Raw genomic sequence first — 17,621 nt, forward strand, 5'->3', positions numbered from 1 at the left:
GGCTTCACCGGCCACACCGTCCTGACCCCCGGCATCACCCCCACCCAGATAGACCACCAGTGGGTCGACCACCGCGACCACGACCCCGAGCAGGAGTACCCCCACTACTTCCACTAGACACCCACACCCGCCGGCCCACCTCCTCCGCCAGCCCGACGTCTAGGACACCACCAGCAGACCAGCACAGAGAGCGAGGACCACCATGGGAGTTGACCACATGGTCATTACCGTCACGTCCCAGCAGCAGATGATCGACGCCGACGCCTTCCTGCGCGAGGCCCAGCACAGGTGGCCCGGGTGCAGGACACGCCGCTACGACCCCACCACCGACATCATCGACGCCGAGGCCAACATCCCCCGCCCGGACAGCCCCTCCTTCAACGTGACCCACTTCCCGGGCAACGGGATGATCTCCACCAACGCCCAGCCCTGGGTGGCCGCCGAGATCGCCGCCTGGATACGCTCCCTGCACCCCGACCCCAGCCTCGTCCTGTGGTACACCGACGAGGGCTTCACCGGCCACACCGTCCTGACCCCCGGCATCACCCCCACCCAGATAGACCACCAGTGGGTCGACCACCGCGACCACGACCCCGAGCAGGAGTACCCCCACTACTTCCACTAGACACCCGCACCCGCCGGCCCGGGCAACCCGCAAGCCAGGCCAGCCCCGCTACCCGGACCAGCCCACCACCCTGTCACAGACCCCGACTCATGAGTCCCCCTGACCTGGGACAACGGCGGCAACCAGCCCTTCACCACCCACGTCCACCCCGAGGAGGTCTTCACCGGCCACCAGGCCGCCAACAGCGCCAGCAGCAGCCACGCCAGGCAGCCTGAAGATGTGCAACAGGTGATCCACGCCCCCAGCACCCATGAGGAGGACACGCCTGGGCAGCGCCACCCCATCTAGGCTGGGCACATGCCTGACACCCGGAGCAACGGCCCCTCCTACCCACCCCCCACCCGGGTCTCCGCCATCTTCGACCCCACCCGGTGGCGTGACGTACCGGAGGTCACCGGCACCACCAGCCCCACCGGGGGCGGCGCCACAGGCCCAGGCAGCGCACCACCCCTGAGCGACGTCACCTACCACCGCGGCTGCGTGCGCGACACCGAGGGCACCTGGCTGCGGGACCTGCCCGTGGTCCGGGTGGCGATCAACCGCCCGGAGGTGCGCAACGCCTTCCGCCCCCGCACCGTTGACGAGTTGTACCGGGTCCTCGACCACGCCCGCACCAGCGGCGACGTGGGCGCGGTGATCCTCACCGGCAACGGGCCGAGCCCGGGCGACGGGGGCTGGGCCTTCTCCTCCGGCGGCGACCAGCGAGTCCGCGGACGCGACGGCTACCTCTACGAGCGCCAGGATGACGAGGACTCCCCCACCAGTGCCGTCGGCCACGACCATGATGCCGACGTCGCCGCAGCACGCCAGCGCGTGGACACTGCTCGCGCCGGGCGCCTTCACATCCTGGAGGTCCAGCGCCTCATCCGCACCATGCCCAAGGTGGTCATCGCCGCCGTCCCCGGCTGGGCTGCCGGCGGCGGCCACAGCCTCAACGTGGTGTGCGACCTGTCCCTGGCCTCCCTTGAGCACGCCCGCTTCAAGCAGACCGACGCCGACGTGGGCTCCTTTGACGCCGGCTACGGCTCCGCGCTGCTGGCACGGCAGGTGGGTGACAAGCGCGCCCGGGAGATCTTCTTCCTTGCCCGGACATACGACGCGGTGACAGCGCAGCGCTGGGGCGTGGTCAACGAGGCTGTCCCTCACGCCGAACTGGAGGAGCGGGCGCTGGAGGTGGCCGCGACGGTGGTGAGCAAGTCCCCCCAGGCGGTGCGGATGCTCAAGCTCGCCTTCAACCTGGCCGACGACGGCATGGCGGGCCAACAGGTCTTCGCCGGGGAGGCCACTCGCCTGGCCTACATGACGCAGGAGGCTGCCGAGGGCCGCGACGCCTTCCTCCAGCGGCGCGCCCCGGACTGGTCACCCTTCCCGTACTACTTCTAACTACCTCCAAGCCTCCTCCGACTATCTTCTGCACGTCACCGCCCCTGCCACCACCCAGGCAGACACCCGCACGCACGCGCCAACTTGGACGCCTGGCGCAGCCGTGGCATCGTTGCGCCGACCACATGGAGGGCCCCGCAGGCACTGTACCCACGACCGCTGCGGTGCCCTCGCCACACCACCCCGGAGGTTCCCATGCCCACCTGGATCACTCGCCTGCTCGGCTCGACCGAGCCCTCCCGCCGTCGTCTCGGCGTGGCCGCGCTGGTCGGCCTCATCGGCGGCACCTTCTCCGCCCTGGTCAAGTTCGGCTGGGAGGTGCCCTTCCCCCCGCGCACCCCCGGCATCCGCTCGGACACGAACCCGCCTCAGGCCATGCTGGAGTGGTTCGGCATGTCACCGGAGACCTCGCACCTGACGGTGACCTTCTCCAACAACGAGCTGCCGATCATGTCCTTCATCGTGCACTTCGGCTTCGCGATCGTCTTCGGCCTGATCTACTGCATCGCGGCCGAGTACTTCCCCAGGATCAAGCTGTGGCAGGGCGCCGTCTTCGGGGTCTTCGTGTACGTGGGTGCGCACGTGGTCGTCATGCCGCTGCTGGGGTGGGCACCCAACCCCTTCCCCTGGATCAGCGGCGCCCAGACCTGGTCGGAACACTTCTCAGAGTTCTTTGGCCACATCGTGTGGATGTGGTCCATCGAGATCGTGCGCCGCGACCTGCGTAACCGCATCACCGACGAGCCCGACGCGGAGGTCGCCCTGGAGGCCGCCACCCGCTGAGTGAGCCCGCGTGCTTACCGACGAGGGCGCCCGTCCCGACTCCTGCCGGGGCGGGCGCCGTCTGTGGTCCCGGTCAGCGGCCCAGGAGGGAGAGAATATGGCGGCGCAGCCGCTGGAACTCGGGGGCGGACTCGTCGCTCCCCAGCCCCTCGGGCACGCGAATGTCCTCCACCACGTGCGCCGGCCGCTCGGAGAGCACGATGACGCGGTTGGACAGGCGCAGTGCCTCCTCCACGTCGTGGGTGACCAGCACCGCGGTGAAGCCCTGCGAGGCCCACAGGGAGGCGATCTCATCCTGCAGGGTCAGCCGGGTGAGGGCGTCGAGCTTGCCGAAGGGCTCATCCAGCAGGAACAGGCGGGGCCGGTTGACCAGTGCCCGGGCCAGGGCCGCGCGCTGCGCCATACCGCCGGACAGGGTGGTCGGGTAGGCCTCGGCGAAGTCGCGCAGCCCCACCACCTGCAGCGCCGCCTCGACTCGCCGCGGCTCCAGGCGTCCACGGGCCTGCGGCCCCAGGGCGACGTTCTCCCGCACGGTGCGCCAGGGCAGGAGCGTGGCGTCCTGGAAGGCCAGCGCCCGCTCGGGGGCGGTGCCGGTCACGGCCTCCCCGTCGACGACGACGCTGCCCTGGCTGGGAGTCTCCAGGCCGGACAGGAGCCGCAGGATCGTGGACTTGCCGCAGCCTGACTGTCCCACCAGGGACACGAACTCCCCCGGGGCGATGTCCAGGTCGATGCGGTCCAGCACCGGCAGCTGCGCGGGCCTGGAGTCCTCGGCCTCATGGCGGGCGCGGGCTACCGGGGAGACCATCCGCATCAGTGCCGGGACCCAGCCGTGGTCGATGTCGCGACGCAGCGGGTACCGGTGGCTAACACCGGTCAGGCCCACCCGTGCCCCTCGGGGCGTGGGACCGGCGCCAGCGGGCGCTCCCGCGGAGCCGGCCCGCGTTGATATGGGGGCTGTGGCGGCAGAAGCAGCGGAGGACGTCGGGGCAGCCATGACTTACCACCTCACCAGGTTCTGCTGCCAGGCCAGCAGCGAGGAGCGCAGTTTGAACAGCAGAATCATCAACGCGCGGCAGAAGATGATGAGCACGGCCAGGCCCACGTACATGCGCGGGTAGTCGGCCCACCCCTTGACCCAGTTGATGTACCAGGCGAGCCCCTGGTCAACACCTACCAGCTCCGCGGTCATCAGCGCCGCCAGGCTCGTGCCCAGGCCGGTGAACAGTCCGGTGAGCATGTCGGGCAGGGCCGCCGGGATGGCGATGCGGCGCACCAGGAAGGACTCGCCGGCGCCCAGGGTACGGGCGACGTCGAAGTAGGAGCGCGGGACCGCCCGCACGCCGGCTCGCGTCATGGTGGCCATAGGGAACCAGGCCCCGAAGGCGACGATGAAGGCGGCCGAGACGTATGTGGTCGGCAGGATGAGCACCGCCAGCGGCAGCAGTGACGCCGCGGGCACCGGCCCGACCGTCTGCAGAAGCGGGTGCAGCCAGTAGTCGGCCCGCCGCGACCAGCCCATGAGCAGGCCCGTGACGAAGCCGAGCACCGAGCCGACGGCGTAGCCAGTCAGAAACAGCAGGGCAGAGGAGCCCAGGCACCGAGCCAGCAGCGTCCAGTCGCCGAGGAAGGCCTCGATGAGCACCTCCGGGGCGACAAAGTACGGGGGATCGAGCAGTCCGGTCTTGACCGTGGTCAGCTGCCAGAGGGTGAACCAGGCCCCGAAGAACACGATCCAGGGCAGCCGACGGGCAAGCGCCTCAGCAGCGGCTCCCGGGCGCACCACGGCCGCGGCCGTCCACACTGCCAGCACCAGGACCCAGGCGCTGACCAGGACGAGCAGCGCAGCCGTGTCCGCGCTGCGCGCCCCGGCGGCATCAGGTACCAGGACTACCACGGCGGCATACAGGACCCAGACAGCCAGCCCCGTCCCCGCGAGGCGGTTCTGGCGGGTAGGCCGGGCGCTGGCCCCGGAGGAGCCGGGAGCCGTGGAGGCAGTCCGCGCCGTCGGGGTGCCGACCGGTGCAGGCACCGCCTCGACGACGGCCTGCGGACTGGTGGTCATCGGGTGATCCCCAGGTCCGCGTAGACGGTGTCAGCAAGCTCAGCGGCGTCAACATCGGCGTCTATGTAGCCGGTGATCTTGAAGTCCTCGATGCCCGGCTCGATAGCCTCACGGAAGGCCGTCGCCGAGGCGCGCCAGCCGTATGTCTCCAGCACCTGCTCCACCAGGGACTGGTCGGCGGCCACATAGCTGTTGTCAACCTCGATCCTGGCAATCTCCTTACGGTTCGCCTCGGAGGCGGCCAGGTAGTCCGACCCCTTCAGCCATGCCTCGGTCAGCGCCCTGGCCTCGTCGGGTCGACGGGAGACGAAGTCGCCGTTAAGAGCCACCGCACAGCAGAAGGGCTCCTCGTCGTTAGACTCGATCACGCGGGCGGCGCCGTCGAAGACGGGCAGCAGCGGCGCCGGGTCCGAGCCCATGATGGCGTCGACGTCACCGTTGGTCAGACGGGTGCCCAGGGAGTCCTCATCAATGGTGGTCCAGGTGATGTCTCCGTGCTCGGGGTCGACGTCGATCCCCGCCCTGGCCAGTCCGATCGAGAAGTAGGCGAAGGCGGATGAGGACAGGGACGGGACCCCGATGGTGGCTCCCTTGAGGTCGGCGTAGGAGGAGGCAGGGGAGTCGTTGCCGACCACGAGCTGGAGGCAGCCGGAGTGGAAGCCGGCGGTCAGCTTGGCGTTGATGCCGTTATAGATAGGCTCCAACCAGGAGAAGAAGATGCCGGGAGCGCCGATGTACTTACCGGCGCTGAGGGCGTCCTTGGTGTCCTCGGTGCGCTGGGTGCGGGCCAGGGTGACGTTGAGGCCTGCGTCATCGAAGTAGCCTTGGTGGTAGGCGGCATACAGCGGGGCGGCGCAGATGTCGCCGCCGATGACCAGCGGCAGCTCCTCGGCAGCGCCGATGACGCCCTGGTTGGTACGGCGCAGGGTGAGCCAGGAGCCCACGCCGACGACGGCTGCAGCAGCAAGCCCGCCGACGGCCAGCAGCCGGCGGCGTGACGGACGGGAGCCGCTGTCTCCGGGCTGCACGGCCTCCTCCTCCGCGAGAATGTCGGCAGCGTTGTCGGCGGTCACGTCACCAGAGTCGTCACCAGGGTCAAGGCCGGGAGCGCTGGGGTCGGGCTCCTGGACGGGGCTGTCAGGGGTGTGATCTGATCCGGTAGGGCTGTCAGGGGTGGGCATTGAGAGTCTCCTCAGGACACGGGGGCTGACGTCCAGGGGGCGCCGTTGAGGGGGTTGTCGGGTTGGGGGATGCTGCCAGGCGCGGGCGGACGTCGTTACCGCGACCACGCCTCAGCGAGGGCCTTGTCCTCATGCTTGTCCTCATGGTCCGTCGTCCTCGTGGTCCGTCACCGTCATCGCGGCCACCGCGGCATCAAGCGGACCGCGCTACCGAGCGCAAGACGCGGCGTCATGAGCCGGTGCGCACCGGGCAAGGCGTTAACGGGGCTAGGAGAACGGGGCTGAGAAGCAGTCGGGTACCGGCAACGTCACGCGTCACGGACGGGCTTCAGCGCACCTGACAGCAGCAACACAGACACATGCGACACACGACCGAGAGCTCCTGCGCACCGCCAGTGGTCGGAGTCGTCGCGTAGATGGCCGCCATGACGGTGACGTTAGCCCTTCCCGACGGCGGCGCGCAAGCCGACTCCTCCGCGTTCCGCCCAGTGCCACCCCCTCCTGGGCTGAGGCGCGGGCACCTGCACCGAGACCTCGACAAGGAGGCCCGGCCGACCCGGCACCGTCAGGCCGCCACCAGGACAAGAGCCAGGGCTAGAGTGACGCCGTAGGCCAGTTCGTACAGCCCGGCGTCGCGCAGGGCCGGGACCAGTGCCCGCCCCCTTGCCCCGCCCACCACCGGGCGCAGTGCCCGGGCAGCCATCGCGCCCAGCACGACAGCCAGCACTGTCACGGCCGCGAGCAGCACCCAGACTGACCCACCCGACGTGTCCGCCTCCCCTGACCTGCTCAGGTCGGCGCGCGCCCACAGGACCGCCGCTACCGCCAGCGCCACCGGTGCGCACACCATGGCCACAAAGGCGCGGCGGGCGCCCCGCTCCCCCAGACGCACCGCCAGTGTCATCTTCCCGTGCCGCGGGTCGGTAGCGATATCGCGCAGGTTGTTGACCATGAGCAGGGAGCAGGCGATGAGCCCGATCCCGCAGGCGGCCAGCCACACCCACCCGGGCACGCTGCCGCCCTGCACGTAGACGGTCCCCGCAGTGGCGACCAGGCCGAAGAAGACGAAGACAAACACCTCCCCCAGGCCCATGTAGCCGTAGGGCCGCGACCCACCGGTGTAGAACCAGGCGGCCGCCACCGCTGCCGCACCCACACCCAGCAGCCACCACTGGCTCGCCAGCGCCACGAGCACCAGTCCCAGCACGCCAGCCAGGACGAAGCACCCCAGGGCGGCGTACTTCACCGAGCGCGGGTCCACCTGCCCGGAGGCAGTCAGACGGGGCGGCCCAGTCCGCTCGTCGTCAGTGCCGCGCACGCCGTCGGAGTAGTCGTTGGCGAGGTTGGAACCGATCTGGAGGGCCAGGGCCACGCCCGCAGCCAGCAGGCAGCGCGGCGGTGACGCGGTTCCCAGAGCAGCGGCGACACCTGAGCCCAAGACGACGGGGGCCACGGCTGCTGGCAGGGTGCGCAGCCGCACGACCTCCGCCCAGCTCGTCGCGTCACCGGTACCGCCCGCACCACCAGTGCCGTCTGTGCCCATGTTCTCCCCCACGTTCTCCCCACCTCGCGCCCCTGCTGTCCTGGCGCAGTGACCTTAGCACCGGTGGCCCCAGTACCAACACCGGTGCCACTGCCGGGCACACTCAGGAACGGGACAGGAGCAGCTGTACCGCCCGACGGTCCACCTTGCCCGGCCCCCGCAGGGGCAGGGAGTCAAGGACCTCGACACGCTTGGGAGCGTGGCTTCCCTCCAGCAGCTCCCGGGCGCAGCGGCGCACTGCGGCTCCGTCCAGGGCCGCCCCCGGCTGGAGGACCACCGCTGCCGCCACCACCGTGCCCCACTCCTGGTCCGGGACACCGACCACGCAGGCCTCGGCGACCCCCTCGATACCTGTCAGGGCGTCCTCCACGTCCCCGGGGTCCACCTTGACACCGCCGGTGTTGATGAGACCGTCCGCCCGGCCCAGCACCACCAGGCGGCCTTCCTCCAGCCGCCCCCGGTCCGGGGTCGCCAGGACCCGTACCGTCCCTGTCCCGCCCTTAGCGGGCAGCTCGCCGGGCAGCGCAGTAGGCAGAAGGTGGAAGCCCGGCCGCAACGTCACCGGCAGCCTGGATCCCGGCCGCCACAGGGGCGTGCCGACCTCCTGGCGGGCGATACCCTGCCCGGTACCGCCCGCCAGGGAGGCATCGTGGTACCGGGTGTCCTGCCCGACGTCACAGGCACCGCCCCCGGGCTCAGCCCCGACGTAACCGCTGGCCAGGACAGGGCCGCGCAGGAGGACCCGGTCCTCGGCGTCGAGAGCCACCTCGACGCCGTCCAAGGGAAGGCCGTCGTAGACGCACCCGCCTGCTGTCTCGCTGGCCCCGTAGGTCGTGACCACGGGGATGCCCGCCGCCCGCGCCCGGGACAGGAGCGTGGCAGAGGCGGCGGCCCCACCCAGGAGGAGCGCGTCCACCTGGCGCAGTGCCCTGGTGGCCTCCTCGTCCTGGAGAGCACGCACCAGTTGGGTGGGCACCAGGGAGAGGTACACCGGGTCGCGCCCCCTCAGTGCCCGGTGCAGAGTGTCAGCCAGGGCAGGGACGCGGAATCCTGTGGAGGTGTCAACCACGAGGGGGGCTGTCCCGGCTAGCACGGAGCGGACCAGGACCTGCAGGCCCGCTACGTGGTGGGCGGGCAGCGCCAGCAGCCACCTGCCCGCTGCCCCCAGGCGGGCGTGCGTGGCCCGGGCCGAGGCCAGCAGGGAGCGGGCGCTGACAGCCACAAGACGGCCGGTACCGGTGGAGGAGCCGGAGGTACGCAGGACCAGGTCGGTCCCAGCCGGGACCGCGTGCAGGCGGCGGCGCATGTCGGCCTCAGCCTCCACCGGGTCCTCCTGCGGCCCGACGGGCACCAGCACCGGCAGGCGGCTCGCCTGCGGGCGGGTGTCCCGGGTCTCTCCCAGTCCCCGGGACACCAGGCGCTCAGCCAGGAGGGCACGCAGCCTCATGACGTCCTGTGCCCTGGTACCCCCGGTGACCAGGCGGACGGGGAGGGAGCTGGAGGGGTCGTGCACCCGGCAAGTCTCCCACTGTGCCGTCTAGGTGGGCCGCAGCGGGACACGGGACAGCGGCCCGACAGGCACGAGCAGCAACAGCCCCGACCGGCCACCCGGCCCAGCCTGCCGACCGTCAGATACCCTCCCTGCCGCCGACTACTCGGCCCGCGGGGGGATAAAGGCTGCCATCAGCTCGGTGCGCGGGCGCAGGCCCCGATAGGCTTGCTTGTCTACCAGGCCCATCTGTACCAGGGCGTTGACGTCCCGGGTGACAGTCTTGGAGGTCTTACCCCCGTACGCCTGAGCGAGCTCAGGGGTGAGCACGGCGACTTCTCCCACCGGCGTCCACCGGTCCGGCGGAAGAGCCAGGACCAGGTCACGCATCCGCGTCCTGGCAACCGTGTGCTGCCCGTGGAAGCGCTCGTGGACGTAGGACTGCCACATAATTGTCAGCTGGGCTGACTGAACCGTCCTGATCTGCTCGCGCAGCCCGTCAACAAGCCCCTGGACGGCGTAGTGCACGAACTCCTCCACCGGGTAGCCTTTAGCACGACTGGTGCGCTCCAGAACCACGTAGTACATGTCGCGGGTCCTGTTGTAGTGGTTTGACAACAGGTGCGCCGCAGGAACAGGCACCCCTGTACGCAGCAGCAGCTCAAACTCCAGAAGACGGGCAATCCTCCCGTTACCGTCGCTGAAAGGGTGGATCCACGTCATGTACAGGTGCGCCAGGACAGCAAGGACAACTGCCTGGGGCTGACGCATGGAGTGGTCGGCTGCCCCCAGGCTGTCAAGCTCACGGTTCATCCACTCACACAGTCTGTCCACCAGGTAGTCGCAGTCCTCCGACGGCGCCCCACGGTACCGGCCCACTACGACGCTGTGGGTACGGAATCGACCAGGATCCAGATCCTCCTTCTGCGGCTGACCGACCATAAGGCGCGCATGCTGCTCCTTGAGCCGCTCCGGGCTCAGCGGCGGAGGAGCGCCGCTCACACACTCCTCAGCGATGTCATTGAACAGGGAGATCAGGTTCTCGATCTCCTGGCGCTGGTAGGCCCGCGACGGCGGCGTGTCATCAGCACCTTCAATGATCGCACGTACCTCCTTCTCAGTCAGGCTGTTGCCCTCGATACTGGTAGTGCCGTGGGCACCGCGCTCCAGGCTCAGGAGACTCAGCTCCCGAGCAACTTCTGGGGGTAGTGCCGAACCTGCCAGGTGCTCACACTTCGAAGCCGCCTCACCCAGCAGCACCCACGTCTCAGGCCGAAGTCTGTCCGCTCGAAAACTGAAGGTGATCCATGGATGAGTCTTGGTGTAGTGCCTCTCCCCCGTCATGACCACGATTATAGTCCCCTGTTTTGTCCATGAGACTGTCCACCCGTAAGCGCCAGTCTAGCTCCGACTGAGCACCCGTCTCCGCCTACTGGCAGTCAGCCACAGCTGGGCGGCCGGCCAGAAGCGGCTCAGGCGCATGCGCCGTGTCAGGTGGTAGGTCCCGGCTCGGTGTCGCGTACTGGTGAGCTCACCGGGTGAGGCCGGGGTCGGGTCTTAGCGGCCTAGGCCTCGGTTGCGTCGGTGTTTTCTGATGGGGGTCTGGCGTGGGGTGGGGGGCTCCTGGGTTATTCGGGCGGCTCGGGCCTTGATGTCGGCCAGGACCTCCTCGGGGGTGATCTTGTGGCCCGGCCTGCCCGCCCGGGACAGTCTGGGGCCTGTCTGGGGCTGGGGCTGTGCTGGTGGCGTTCGTACGGCGGTGGTGGGCGGGTGGGGGAAGGAGGCCTCGCGCAGGCTGGCGGTGCGGGCGGGGCCGGTCCCGGCGAGTGCCTCCCGCGCGGCCCGGGGCTGGTTGCCCTGGCGGGCCGCCTGGGCCACTCGGGCCTCGATGTCGGCCAGGACCTCCTCGCGGGTGATCTTGTGGCCCGGCTGGCCCGGCCCGGCCGGGGTGGCGCCCGTCTGGGGCGGCCCCGCTGTGGTGGCGGCCGTCCGTGCGGGGCCTGGCGGGGTGGTGGCGGGGCCGGGTTGGCCTGGCTGGTGGGGCTGCCCGGCCCCGGGCCGGGTCGTGGCCGAGGGCGCGGGCTCCTGTGCCCGGGTGGGTGGGTGCCAGGGGGCGTGGCCTGCGGCGATGGTGGAGGCGACGTGGGCGGGGGTCCAGGGTGGCCCCCGGGGGCTGGTGGCGCTCACCTGGGCCTGGGTGCGGGGCTCCAGGTGGGTGCGCCCGTGTCGCAGGTCCTGGGCCAGGGTGGGGGAGCCGGTGAGGACGGCGCGCACCAGCAGGCGCACCCGCGGCCTCCGGTCGGCCGGGACGGCCAGGGCGGCCTGCTCCAGGACCGCGGCCACAGGCCTGCCCTGGCCCCCGATAGAGGAGTTGACCGCCCCGTGGCCCAGGGAGGGCCACCCGCCCTCGGTGGTGGCGGGCCGGGAGGGGCCGAAGGTGACCTGGTCGGACTCGTGGAGCACCACCAGCGCCCGGTCCACCTCCCGCGTCGCGGCCCGCGCGTCCTCCCGGGAGAGCCGGTGCACGCGAGTCAGGTCACGCACGACCTTCCTCATGAAGAGTTTTTTGTCCTTGCGGGTGCTGGTGGAGGTGGGCTGGCGTCCCTGGGCCCGGTAGGCGCGGATGCCCTCCAGCAGCCGCTCCGCCGACAGCAGGGACAGGGCCGAGAGCTGTCGGTCCAGCTGGCGGGTGAACTCGGAGGCCAGCTCCTGGGTGGCGGGCTGGTAGCCGGTGTGGAAGAACACCTCCACCGGCGTGGCCGAGTGCCAGGCCAGCGGACTGTCAGGCGCCGCCACCGCCCCCTCCCGCACCAGCACCTCCTGCCCACCAGCCCGCCCTGGGGTGAACATGTCCCCAGGCGCCAGCGAGGCACCAGGCCCAGGAGCCCCGCCCCCGTGGCCGGGGGCCGGGCCACCACCACCGCTGCGGCCGGGGACCGGCCCACCACCGGTCCCGCCGCCAGGGGCGGTGGGACCAGCAGGAGAGGCGGGAGCGGAGGGACCAGCAGCAGGGGCGGTGGGGCGCCCGCCCCTGAGCCAGCGGGGCCGTCCCCGCCAGCGCCCCGGCGTCACGACCCCGCCCCCGGCTCGTCGGGGCCACCATCTCCGCCCGGGCCGCCGCCTGTCCCGTCGCTGCCGCTGCCGCCGGTGCCCGGGCCACCTGCGGCAATGCCTGCGGCTGCCTGTGCGGCTGCGGAGGAGAAGTCGGGGCCCAGGACGTGGTCCTGGGCCTGGGCCAGGAAGACCAGGTGGGCGACCGCGTCCTCGATGCCGACCTGGCTGGTGCTCACCCTCCCGGTGAAGCAGTAGGCCGGGGTCAGCCCGTAGACCTGGTCAGCCCCCAGCACACCCAGGTGCTCAATCGCCCAGTCAGTCACCAGCACACCCGTGTCGTCGTCGTCCAGGTCCTCCGACGCCGAGACCAGGGTGGTGGCCCCCAGGCGCTCACGCATCACCGGGTCGGCCATGTCCCCGGCGCTGCCGGAGTCAGGGTAGACACGCCCCAGGACCGGCTCCACAGTGAGCGCGGGGCCGGAGACCTCCCCCCACAGCTCCATGGTCCCCATCGCGGAGCGGGCCAGGCACCACCACCGCTGGCTGGGGAACGGCACAGGGGTGCCCTCCAGCCAGGCGTCCACCACCGGCGCCCACAGGAAGGGGTCGGTGAACCACCACCGCCCGTCCCCGAAGCCCTCGAACCCGAACCTCTCCCACAGGTGCAGCACCGAGGCCGGAAGCACCCCACCGAAGTAGCCCAGGTGCTCCTGGGTCACCGGGTGGCCCACACCCATCGGCGCGTACCCCTCCTCCACCAGGTCGTCCATGTTGGCGTCCACCCACTCAGGCGTGGCGTGCAGCCACGCCTGGTGCCACTCCTCCTTGCTCATCCGCATAAACCAAACCGTAACCACCACCACACCACCACCACAACACCCCAGGCACAAGACCCGCCCCAGGCACCCCCAGACAGGGGCACCCCCACCACCACGACCTCAGGCAGACACGACAGCCCACCCCCGCCGGACTGGCACCGAGGAGCCCCCAGCCGCCCCGACTTGGGAACGCGCAACGGGGCTCTGGCGATGAGGCAGCAGCTATGGAAGCGGTCAGTCACAGGCCACCAGGAACGCCTCACGCAGCCGCCAGAACAAGCCCGCCAACTGGGCTAGGCTGGAGTCATGCGCGCTGCTCTCTTCGTCCTGGCGTTCGCCCTCCAGCTGTACGCCCTGCTGGACTGCGCCCGTACCCCCGAGGAGAACATGCCCGCGCGCATGCCCAAGTTCATGTGGGTGGTCCTCATCATCCTCGTCCCCACAGTCGGCGCCATCGCCTGGATCATCGTCAGCAGGGTCAGCGCTGCCGAGCGGCGCGGCGGATACGTGGAACCGACGGTCTGGTCCTCCCGGGAGGGGACCTCCTTGCGCCGCCCAGAGCGCCCGCGCCCCCTGGCTCCCGACGACGACACCGACTTCCTGCGTGACCTGGAGCAGGATCTGCGTCGCCGTCGGCACCACCCGGACACCACCACGCAGGGTCGGCGCGTCCCGGGTACCTCTGACACTCAGAGCACCTGGGACGCCTCAGGCCAGGCAGGCACCGGCCGCACTGCTCCAGGCAGCGCGGGGGCCTCGGAACACCCCCAGGACCCGGGCAGGGCACAGGCGCCGGACGGGTCAGCCCCTGCCGACCCTGGCGCTCCCGGGAGCGAGGAGAAGCGCGGCGGCATGGCTGACAGGAAAGGCCAGAAGGAGGGTCAGAACCCACCTGAGGACCCGTCACCCTCAGACCCCGACGGGACGGCGGGGCCGTCAGGCGGCCCCGACAGCGGGAGCGCTCCCTGCAAGCCGTAAGCCCAGTAGTCCCATAAATAAGTCCGTCCCGGAAATCCTGTCGGCCGGGAACCGTCAACCCCGCCTTGTCGCCGGGTACCCGGTTCCATGCCTGCACTGTCCTGCGCTGTGCTTACCGTGGCTTACCGTGCTCCAGCGCTCACGGCAGCACCGCAGGAGCGCCGCCCGGCCAGGGGGTGGTGTCGACGTCGTAACCGTGGGCGGCGGCGTGGACCAGCCAGTCTGCGGGCAGCCAGCTGCGGTCCACCAGCTGGGGGTGGTCGGGCATGTAACGCGTCGCCCAGAGCACCAGGACCAGCTCGGCCCACTGCGCCCGCAGCATCCAGCGGGCCGACCCATGGGCATTGGCCGCAGCCATGACCACCTCGCCGGTGGCGGTGAGCCTGACCTCCTGGACCTCGGCGAAGGGGACCGGCATGACCCCCTCCCCCGTCGCCAGGTAGATGCCGTGGGTGGACACGCTCAGCCGCGCGTCAGCCACGTGCCTCCACCTCTCCACGGCATCAGCCTGGGCGGCCTGCCGACGGCGCTGGTTGAGGTAGGCCTGGCCACCAAGGAAGGCGGCGCTCAGCGCCAACCCCACCGGCCCGCCCGCCAGGAAGAAGCCGCGCGAGGGGTTGTAGGTGGCGTCGCCACGCCGCCACATGAGCATCCTGGCGTCGCAGGTAGCGAGCATGACCTCGTCGGATGCAAGAACGAGTCTCACCGGGTCGATGACCGGGGAGACCGGGTTGGGCCGTCTGCCCCTGCGCACAGCCGTGAGCACAGCGGCGGTGTTCCACCAGACAAAATCCTGCCCGGTCCACTGCCGCCTCGGCAGCGGCTGCGAGCCCCTCCCGGACGGAGGCTGCTGGGTCACACCCGGTCCCGAGGTACCTGGGCAGCCGAGGTACCCGGCGCCATGTCCCGTGCCTGGCGCAGCAGGTCACCCGCAGGCTCCCAGTAGGCCAGTCCCACCAGGGTCGAGTCCTCAAAGGTCAGGGAGGTCACCGAGGCCAGGGAGCACTGCCGCCGTCGAGGGTCGTGGGCCAGGGGACGCCTCTCCAGGAAGAGCCGCAGGGACCACACGGGCAGCTGGTGGGAGACCAGCAGGGCCTCGTGCCCCCGGGCAGCCGCCAGCGCGGAGGCGACCGCCGCACGCATGCGCTCCACGATCTCGACGTAGGGCTCCCCCCAGGAGGGGCGCCACGGATTGACGTAGGAGCGCCACATCCCCGGCTGGGCCAGCACCCAACGGCTGCGACTGACAGCCATGCCCTCAAGGTGGCTGCCCGCCTCGATCAGCCGCGGATCGGTCCCTGCTGCAAGACCGAAGGCCTGGGCAGTAGGGGCACCGGTCTCCTGGGCACGCTCCAGGGGCGAGGTGATGACATGGGTGATGTCGTGGTCCGAGGAAGACAGGACGCTGGCAACCTGACGGGCCATCCGCTGACCGAGGGCGGAGAGGTGGTAGCCGGGCAGGCGCCCGTAGAGGACGCCCTCGGGGTTATAGACCTCGCCGTGGCGCATCAGGTGGATCGTGGTTCGCACCATGGCCCGATTCTCTCACGCCGAGCCAGCAACGCCACCCAGGCCCAGCACGACCGGCGCACCCAGCCACCAGGGTGCCCGGATGGCGGGCCAGTCCCAGCGCCAGGAACCGGGGTCCCGTATCGTGGGCACTATGACGACTCGCAGTGCATGGGGTCTCGGTCTGGCAACCGTGACCGACGACGGCAACACCCTCGACGTGTGGTACCCGCGCCCGGTCCTGGGCACCGAGCCTGAGGGCGGCCACGCCGACCTCCTGGCTACCCTGACCGCCATGGAGCGCCGTGACGAGGCCAGGGGCGTGCACACGACCGTTGTGCGCACCTGGGCCGACCTGGACGACGCCCCATTGACGGTGGCGGGAGCCTACCTGCGACTGCACGTCCTGTCCCACAGGCTGTGCCAGCCCAACACCGTCAACCTTGACGGCGTCTTCTCCACCCTCCCCAACGTGGTGTGGACCTCCGCCGGCCCCTGTCCTGCGGAGGACTTCGAGGAGACCCGCACCCGGCTTCTAGCGGCCCTGGGACGCCCCGCCCAGGTGGTGTCGGTGGACAAGTTCCCCCGGATGACGGACTACGTCCTGCCCTCGGGCGTGCGTATCGGCAACGCGGCGAACGTGCGCCTGGGCGCCTACCTCGCCGAGGGGACGACTGTCATGCACGCGGGCTTCGTCAACTACAACGCGGGCACGCTGGGGCGCTCCATGGTGGAGGGCCGTATCTCCCAGGGGGTCGTCGTCGGTGACGGCTCGGATATCGGTGGCGGCGCCTCGACGATGGGGGTGCTGTCCAGCGGGGGGAGCCAGCAGGTCTCCCTGGGGGAGCGCTGCCTCCTAGGCGCCAACTCCGGGCTCGGTATCCCGCTGGGTGACGACTGCGTGGTCGAGGCCGGCCTGTACCTCACTGCTGGCACCAAGGTCTCCCTCATGCCACAGGGCGGGGTGGTCCCCGGGCAGCACGGCCTGTTCAAGGAGCCACGCGTGGTGACCGCCCGCGAGCTCGCGGGCGCCTCCAACGTCCTGTTCCGGCGCAACTCCCAGTCTGGGGCTGTGGAGGCACTGGCACGCGGCGGCAAGGACATCGAGCTCGGCACCAGTCAGTAGACGGGACCGCAGACGGGACGGCACCGTGGCCGGGTCGACCACCAGCCCCGGCCACGGTGAGGGAGCGCGACGCCCCGCAGCACCCCCGCCCGCTCAGACCTGTGGCTTGTGGGCGACGACGACGATACCCACCATGTCCTTCTCGTAGCGCCTGAAGGTGCGACGCATCCCCAGGATCCTCTGGCGTAGCGGCCTGTCCCGTGCCACGTTGCGCAGGATCCGCAGGACCCCGCCCAGGCCCTCGTCGCGGACGTTACGGCTCATCTTGAGCAGGGCCATCGGCGCCGTACCCACCCAGTCCACCTCCAGGCCTGCCTCCTCCAGCAGCCGCCTCCAGGCGGCAGCAGTCATGGGACGGGCGTTGACATGGATGGCACGAGCCAGGTCCTGGCGCAGCTGGGTGTAGTAGGCCTGGTCAATGTCATCAGGGACGACACCCAGCTCGTGGATGGCGTAGCGGCCTCCGGGCCGCAGCACACGGACAGCCTCGGCCACGATCTCCGCCTTGCCCTTGTCCCCTTGCATGGTGAGCATGGCCTCACCGACGACAACGTCCGCGCTGGCGTCGGCAAGTCCGGTCCGAGCCGCCTCCCCCTGCCGGACGCTACCGCGGCTACCGACCACGGCTGCCACCCGTCGCGCTGCGTCAGGGTCGCGGTCAATGGCGGTATAGGAGGCGGGAGCAGCCTTGATGATCTCGGCGGCGGTGCGCCCCAGCCCAGGCGCCAGCTCGACGACGTCGGCACCACTGAGGCCAGCGTGCTCCAGCATGGCTGCTGACAGCGCCGCGCCACCGGGGCGCAGGACACGCTTGCCAGCGCGGGCAAGCACCCAGTGACCGGGAGCGGAGGACACCGGCCGGTCGGCGTAGGGCAGGGGAGGCTCGCTGCCCTGTGCAGGGGCGGAGCCGCTAGGAGCCGGGCTGGCGGTCGGGCGTCCAGGAGTCTCGTCTCCGGGGGTCTCGGGGGCAGGGCGCTGCTGAGTCATATGGATAGTCTAACCTCAGGCAACCGGCTGTCCCAGGCCCTGCCAACCTTTCTGGACCCCGCCGCCCTGAGCGGGAGGGA

The 17,621-nt window shown here is 70.7% G+C and carries 16 protein-coding genes and 1 pseudogene; 5 read left to right on the forward strand and 12 right to left on the reverse strand.

What is annotated here, in order from left to right:
• The first annotated feature begins 202 nt into the window (after nt 1-202).
• Complete coding sequence (locus D4740_RS10060) at nt 203-625, forward strand: hypothetical protein (protein WP_259390785.1); 423 nt, start codon at nt 203-205, stop codon at nt 623-625.
• A gap of 87 nt (nt 626-712) precedes the next feature.
• Here D4740_RS10060 and D4740_RS12930 read toward each other — a convergent pair whose 3' ends face one another.
• On the reverse strand, nt 713-904 hold the full coding sequence (locus D4740_RS12930) for a hypothetical protein (protein WP_182911395.1): 192 nt from the start codon (nt 902-904) through the stop codon (nt 713-715).
• Between the two features lie 18 nt (nt 905-922).
• Between D4740_RS12930 and D4740_RS10070 the strand changes: the two genes are divergently transcribed.
• Both D4740_RS10070 and D4740_RS10075 read left to right on the forward strand, forming a co-directional pair.
• Nucleotides 923-2,008 (forward strand): 1,4-dihydroxy-2-naphthoyl-CoA synthase, encoded by a 1,086-nt coding sequence (locus tag D4740_RS10070; protein ID WP_119836821.1) that lies wholly within the window; start codon nt 923-925, stop codon nt 2,006-2,008.
• Nucleotides 2,009-2,203: 195 nt separating this feature from the next.
• Nucleotides 2,204-2,791: a DUF1440 domain-containing protein gene (locus tag D4740_RS10075; RefSeq protein ID WP_119836822.1), complete on the forward strand. Its 588-nt coding sequence runs from the start codon at nt 2,204-2,206 to the stop codon at nt 2,789-2,791.
• Between the two features lie 73 nt (nt 2,792-2,864).
• Here the strand turns inward: D4740_RS10075 and D4740_RS10080 are convergent, their stop codons facing one another.
• From D4740_RS10080 to D4740_RS10115, 8 genes are all read right to left on the reverse strand, one after another.
• Nucleotides 2,865-3,788: an ABC transporter ATP-binding protein gene (locus D4740_RS10080; RefSeq protein ID WP_119836823.1), complete on the reverse strand. Its 924-nt coding sequence runs from the start codon at nt 3,786-3,788 to the stop codon at nt 2,865-2,867.
• 3 nt (nt 3,789-3,791) lie between these two features.
• Nucleotides 3,792-4,856: an ABC transporter permease gene (locus D4740_RS10085; RefSeq protein WP_119836824.1), complete on the reverse strand. Its 1,065-nt coding sequence runs from the start codon at nt 4,854-4,856 to the stop codon at nt 3,792-3,794.
• Nucleotides 4,853-6,037, reverse strand: coding sequence for an ABC transporter substrate-binding protein (locus D4740_RS10090; RefSeq protein WP_119836825.1), 1,185 nt, complete (start codon nt 6,035-6,037; stop codon nt 4,853-4,855). Before D4740_RS10090 ends, D4740_RS10085 begins: the two co-directional genes overlap by 4 nt.
• Nucleotides 6,038-6,602: 565 nt before the next feature.
• Nucleotides 6,603-7,580, reverse strand: coding sequence for a 1,4-dihydroxy-2-naphthoate polyprenyltransferase (locus D4740_RS10095; protein WP_119836942.1), 978 nt, complete (start codon nt 7,578-7,580; stop codon nt 6,603-6,605).
• Nucleotides 7,581-7,683: 103 nt separating this feature from the next.
• A complete protein-coding gene (locus D4740_RS10100; RefSeq protein ID WP_259390786.1) occupies nt 7,684-9,093 on the reverse strand; it encodes an AMP-binding protein in 1,410 nt (469 codons plus the stop codon).
• 138 nt (nt 9,094-9,231) lie between these two features.
• A complete protein-coding gene (locus tag D4740_RS10105; protein ID WP_147392902.1) occupies nt 9,232-10,413 on the reverse strand; it encodes a Fic family protein in 1,182 nt (393 codons plus the stop codon).
• 213 nt (nt 10,414-10,626) lie between these two features.
• The gene (locus tag D4740_RS10110; RefSeq protein WP_182911396.1) at nt 10,627-12,141 is read right to left on the reverse strand and encodes a polymorphic toxin type 15 domain-containing protein; all 1,515 of its coding nucleotides are present in this window, start codon (nt 12,139-12,141) and stop codon (nt 10,627-10,629) included.
• Complete coding sequence (locus tag D4740_RS10115; protein ID WP_119836828.1) at nt 12,138-12,962, reverse strand: GAD-like domain-containing protein; 825 nt, start codon at nt 12,960-12,962, stop codon at nt 12,138-12,140. The genes D4740_RS10110 and D4740_RS10115 overlap by 4 nt, the downstream gene beginning before the upstream one ends.
• A 285-nt stretch (nt 12,963-13,247) precedes the next feature.
• Between D4740_RS10115 and D4740_RS13355 the strand changes: the two are divergent.
• Nucleotides 13,248-13,598, forward strand: a pseudogene (locus D4740_RS13355) (PLD nuclease N-terminal domain-containing protein); the annotation flags it as partial.
• Between the two features lie 460 nt (nt 13,599-14,058).
• Here the strand turns inward: D4740_RS13355 and D4740_RS10125 are convergent.
• Both D4740_RS10125 and D4740_RS10130 read right to left on the reverse strand, forming a co-directional pair.
• Nucleotides 14,059-14,778 carry a hypothetical protein gene (locus D4740_RS10125; RefSeq protein ID WP_259390787.1) on the reverse strand — a complete coding sequence of 240 codons (720 nt, stop codon included), beginning with the start codon at nt 14,776-14,778 and terminating at the stop codon, nt 14,059-14,061.
• Nucleotides 14,775-15,452, reverse strand: coding sequence for a histidine phosphatase family protein (locus tag D4740_RS10130; protein WP_119836830.1), 678 nt, complete (start codon nt 15,450-15,452; stop codon nt 14,775-14,777). Before D4740_RS10130 ends, D4740_RS10125 begins: the two co-directional genes overlap by 4 nt.
• 130 nt (nt 15,453-15,582) lie before the next feature.
• Here D4740_RS10130 and dapD point away from each other — a divergent pair, with 130 nt between their 5' ends.
• Nucleotides 15,583-16,554, forward strand: coding sequence for a 2,3,4,5-tetrahydropyridine-2,6-dicarboxylate N-succinyltransferase (gene dapD / locus D4740_RS10135; protein WP_119836945.1), 972 nt, complete (start codon nt 15,583-15,585; stop codon nt 16,552-16,554).
• Between the two features lie 93 nt (nt 16,555-16,647).
• Here dapD and D4740_RS10140 read toward each other — a convergent pair whose 3' ends face one another.
• Nucleotides 16,648-17,541: a class I SAM-dependent methyltransferase gene (locus tag D4740_RS10140; protein WP_119836831.1), complete on the reverse strand. Its 894-nt coding sequence runs from the start codon at nt 17,539-17,541 to the stop codon at nt 16,648-16,650.
• Nucleotides 17,542-17,621: the final 80 nt, after the last annotated feature.

The sequence above is a fragment of the Actinomyces sp. 2119 genome (assembly GCF_003591215.1).
Taxonomy (GTDB): domain Bacteria; phylum Actinomycetota; class Actinomycetes; order Actinomycetales; family Actinomycetaceae; genus Actinomyces; species Actinomyces lilanjuaniae.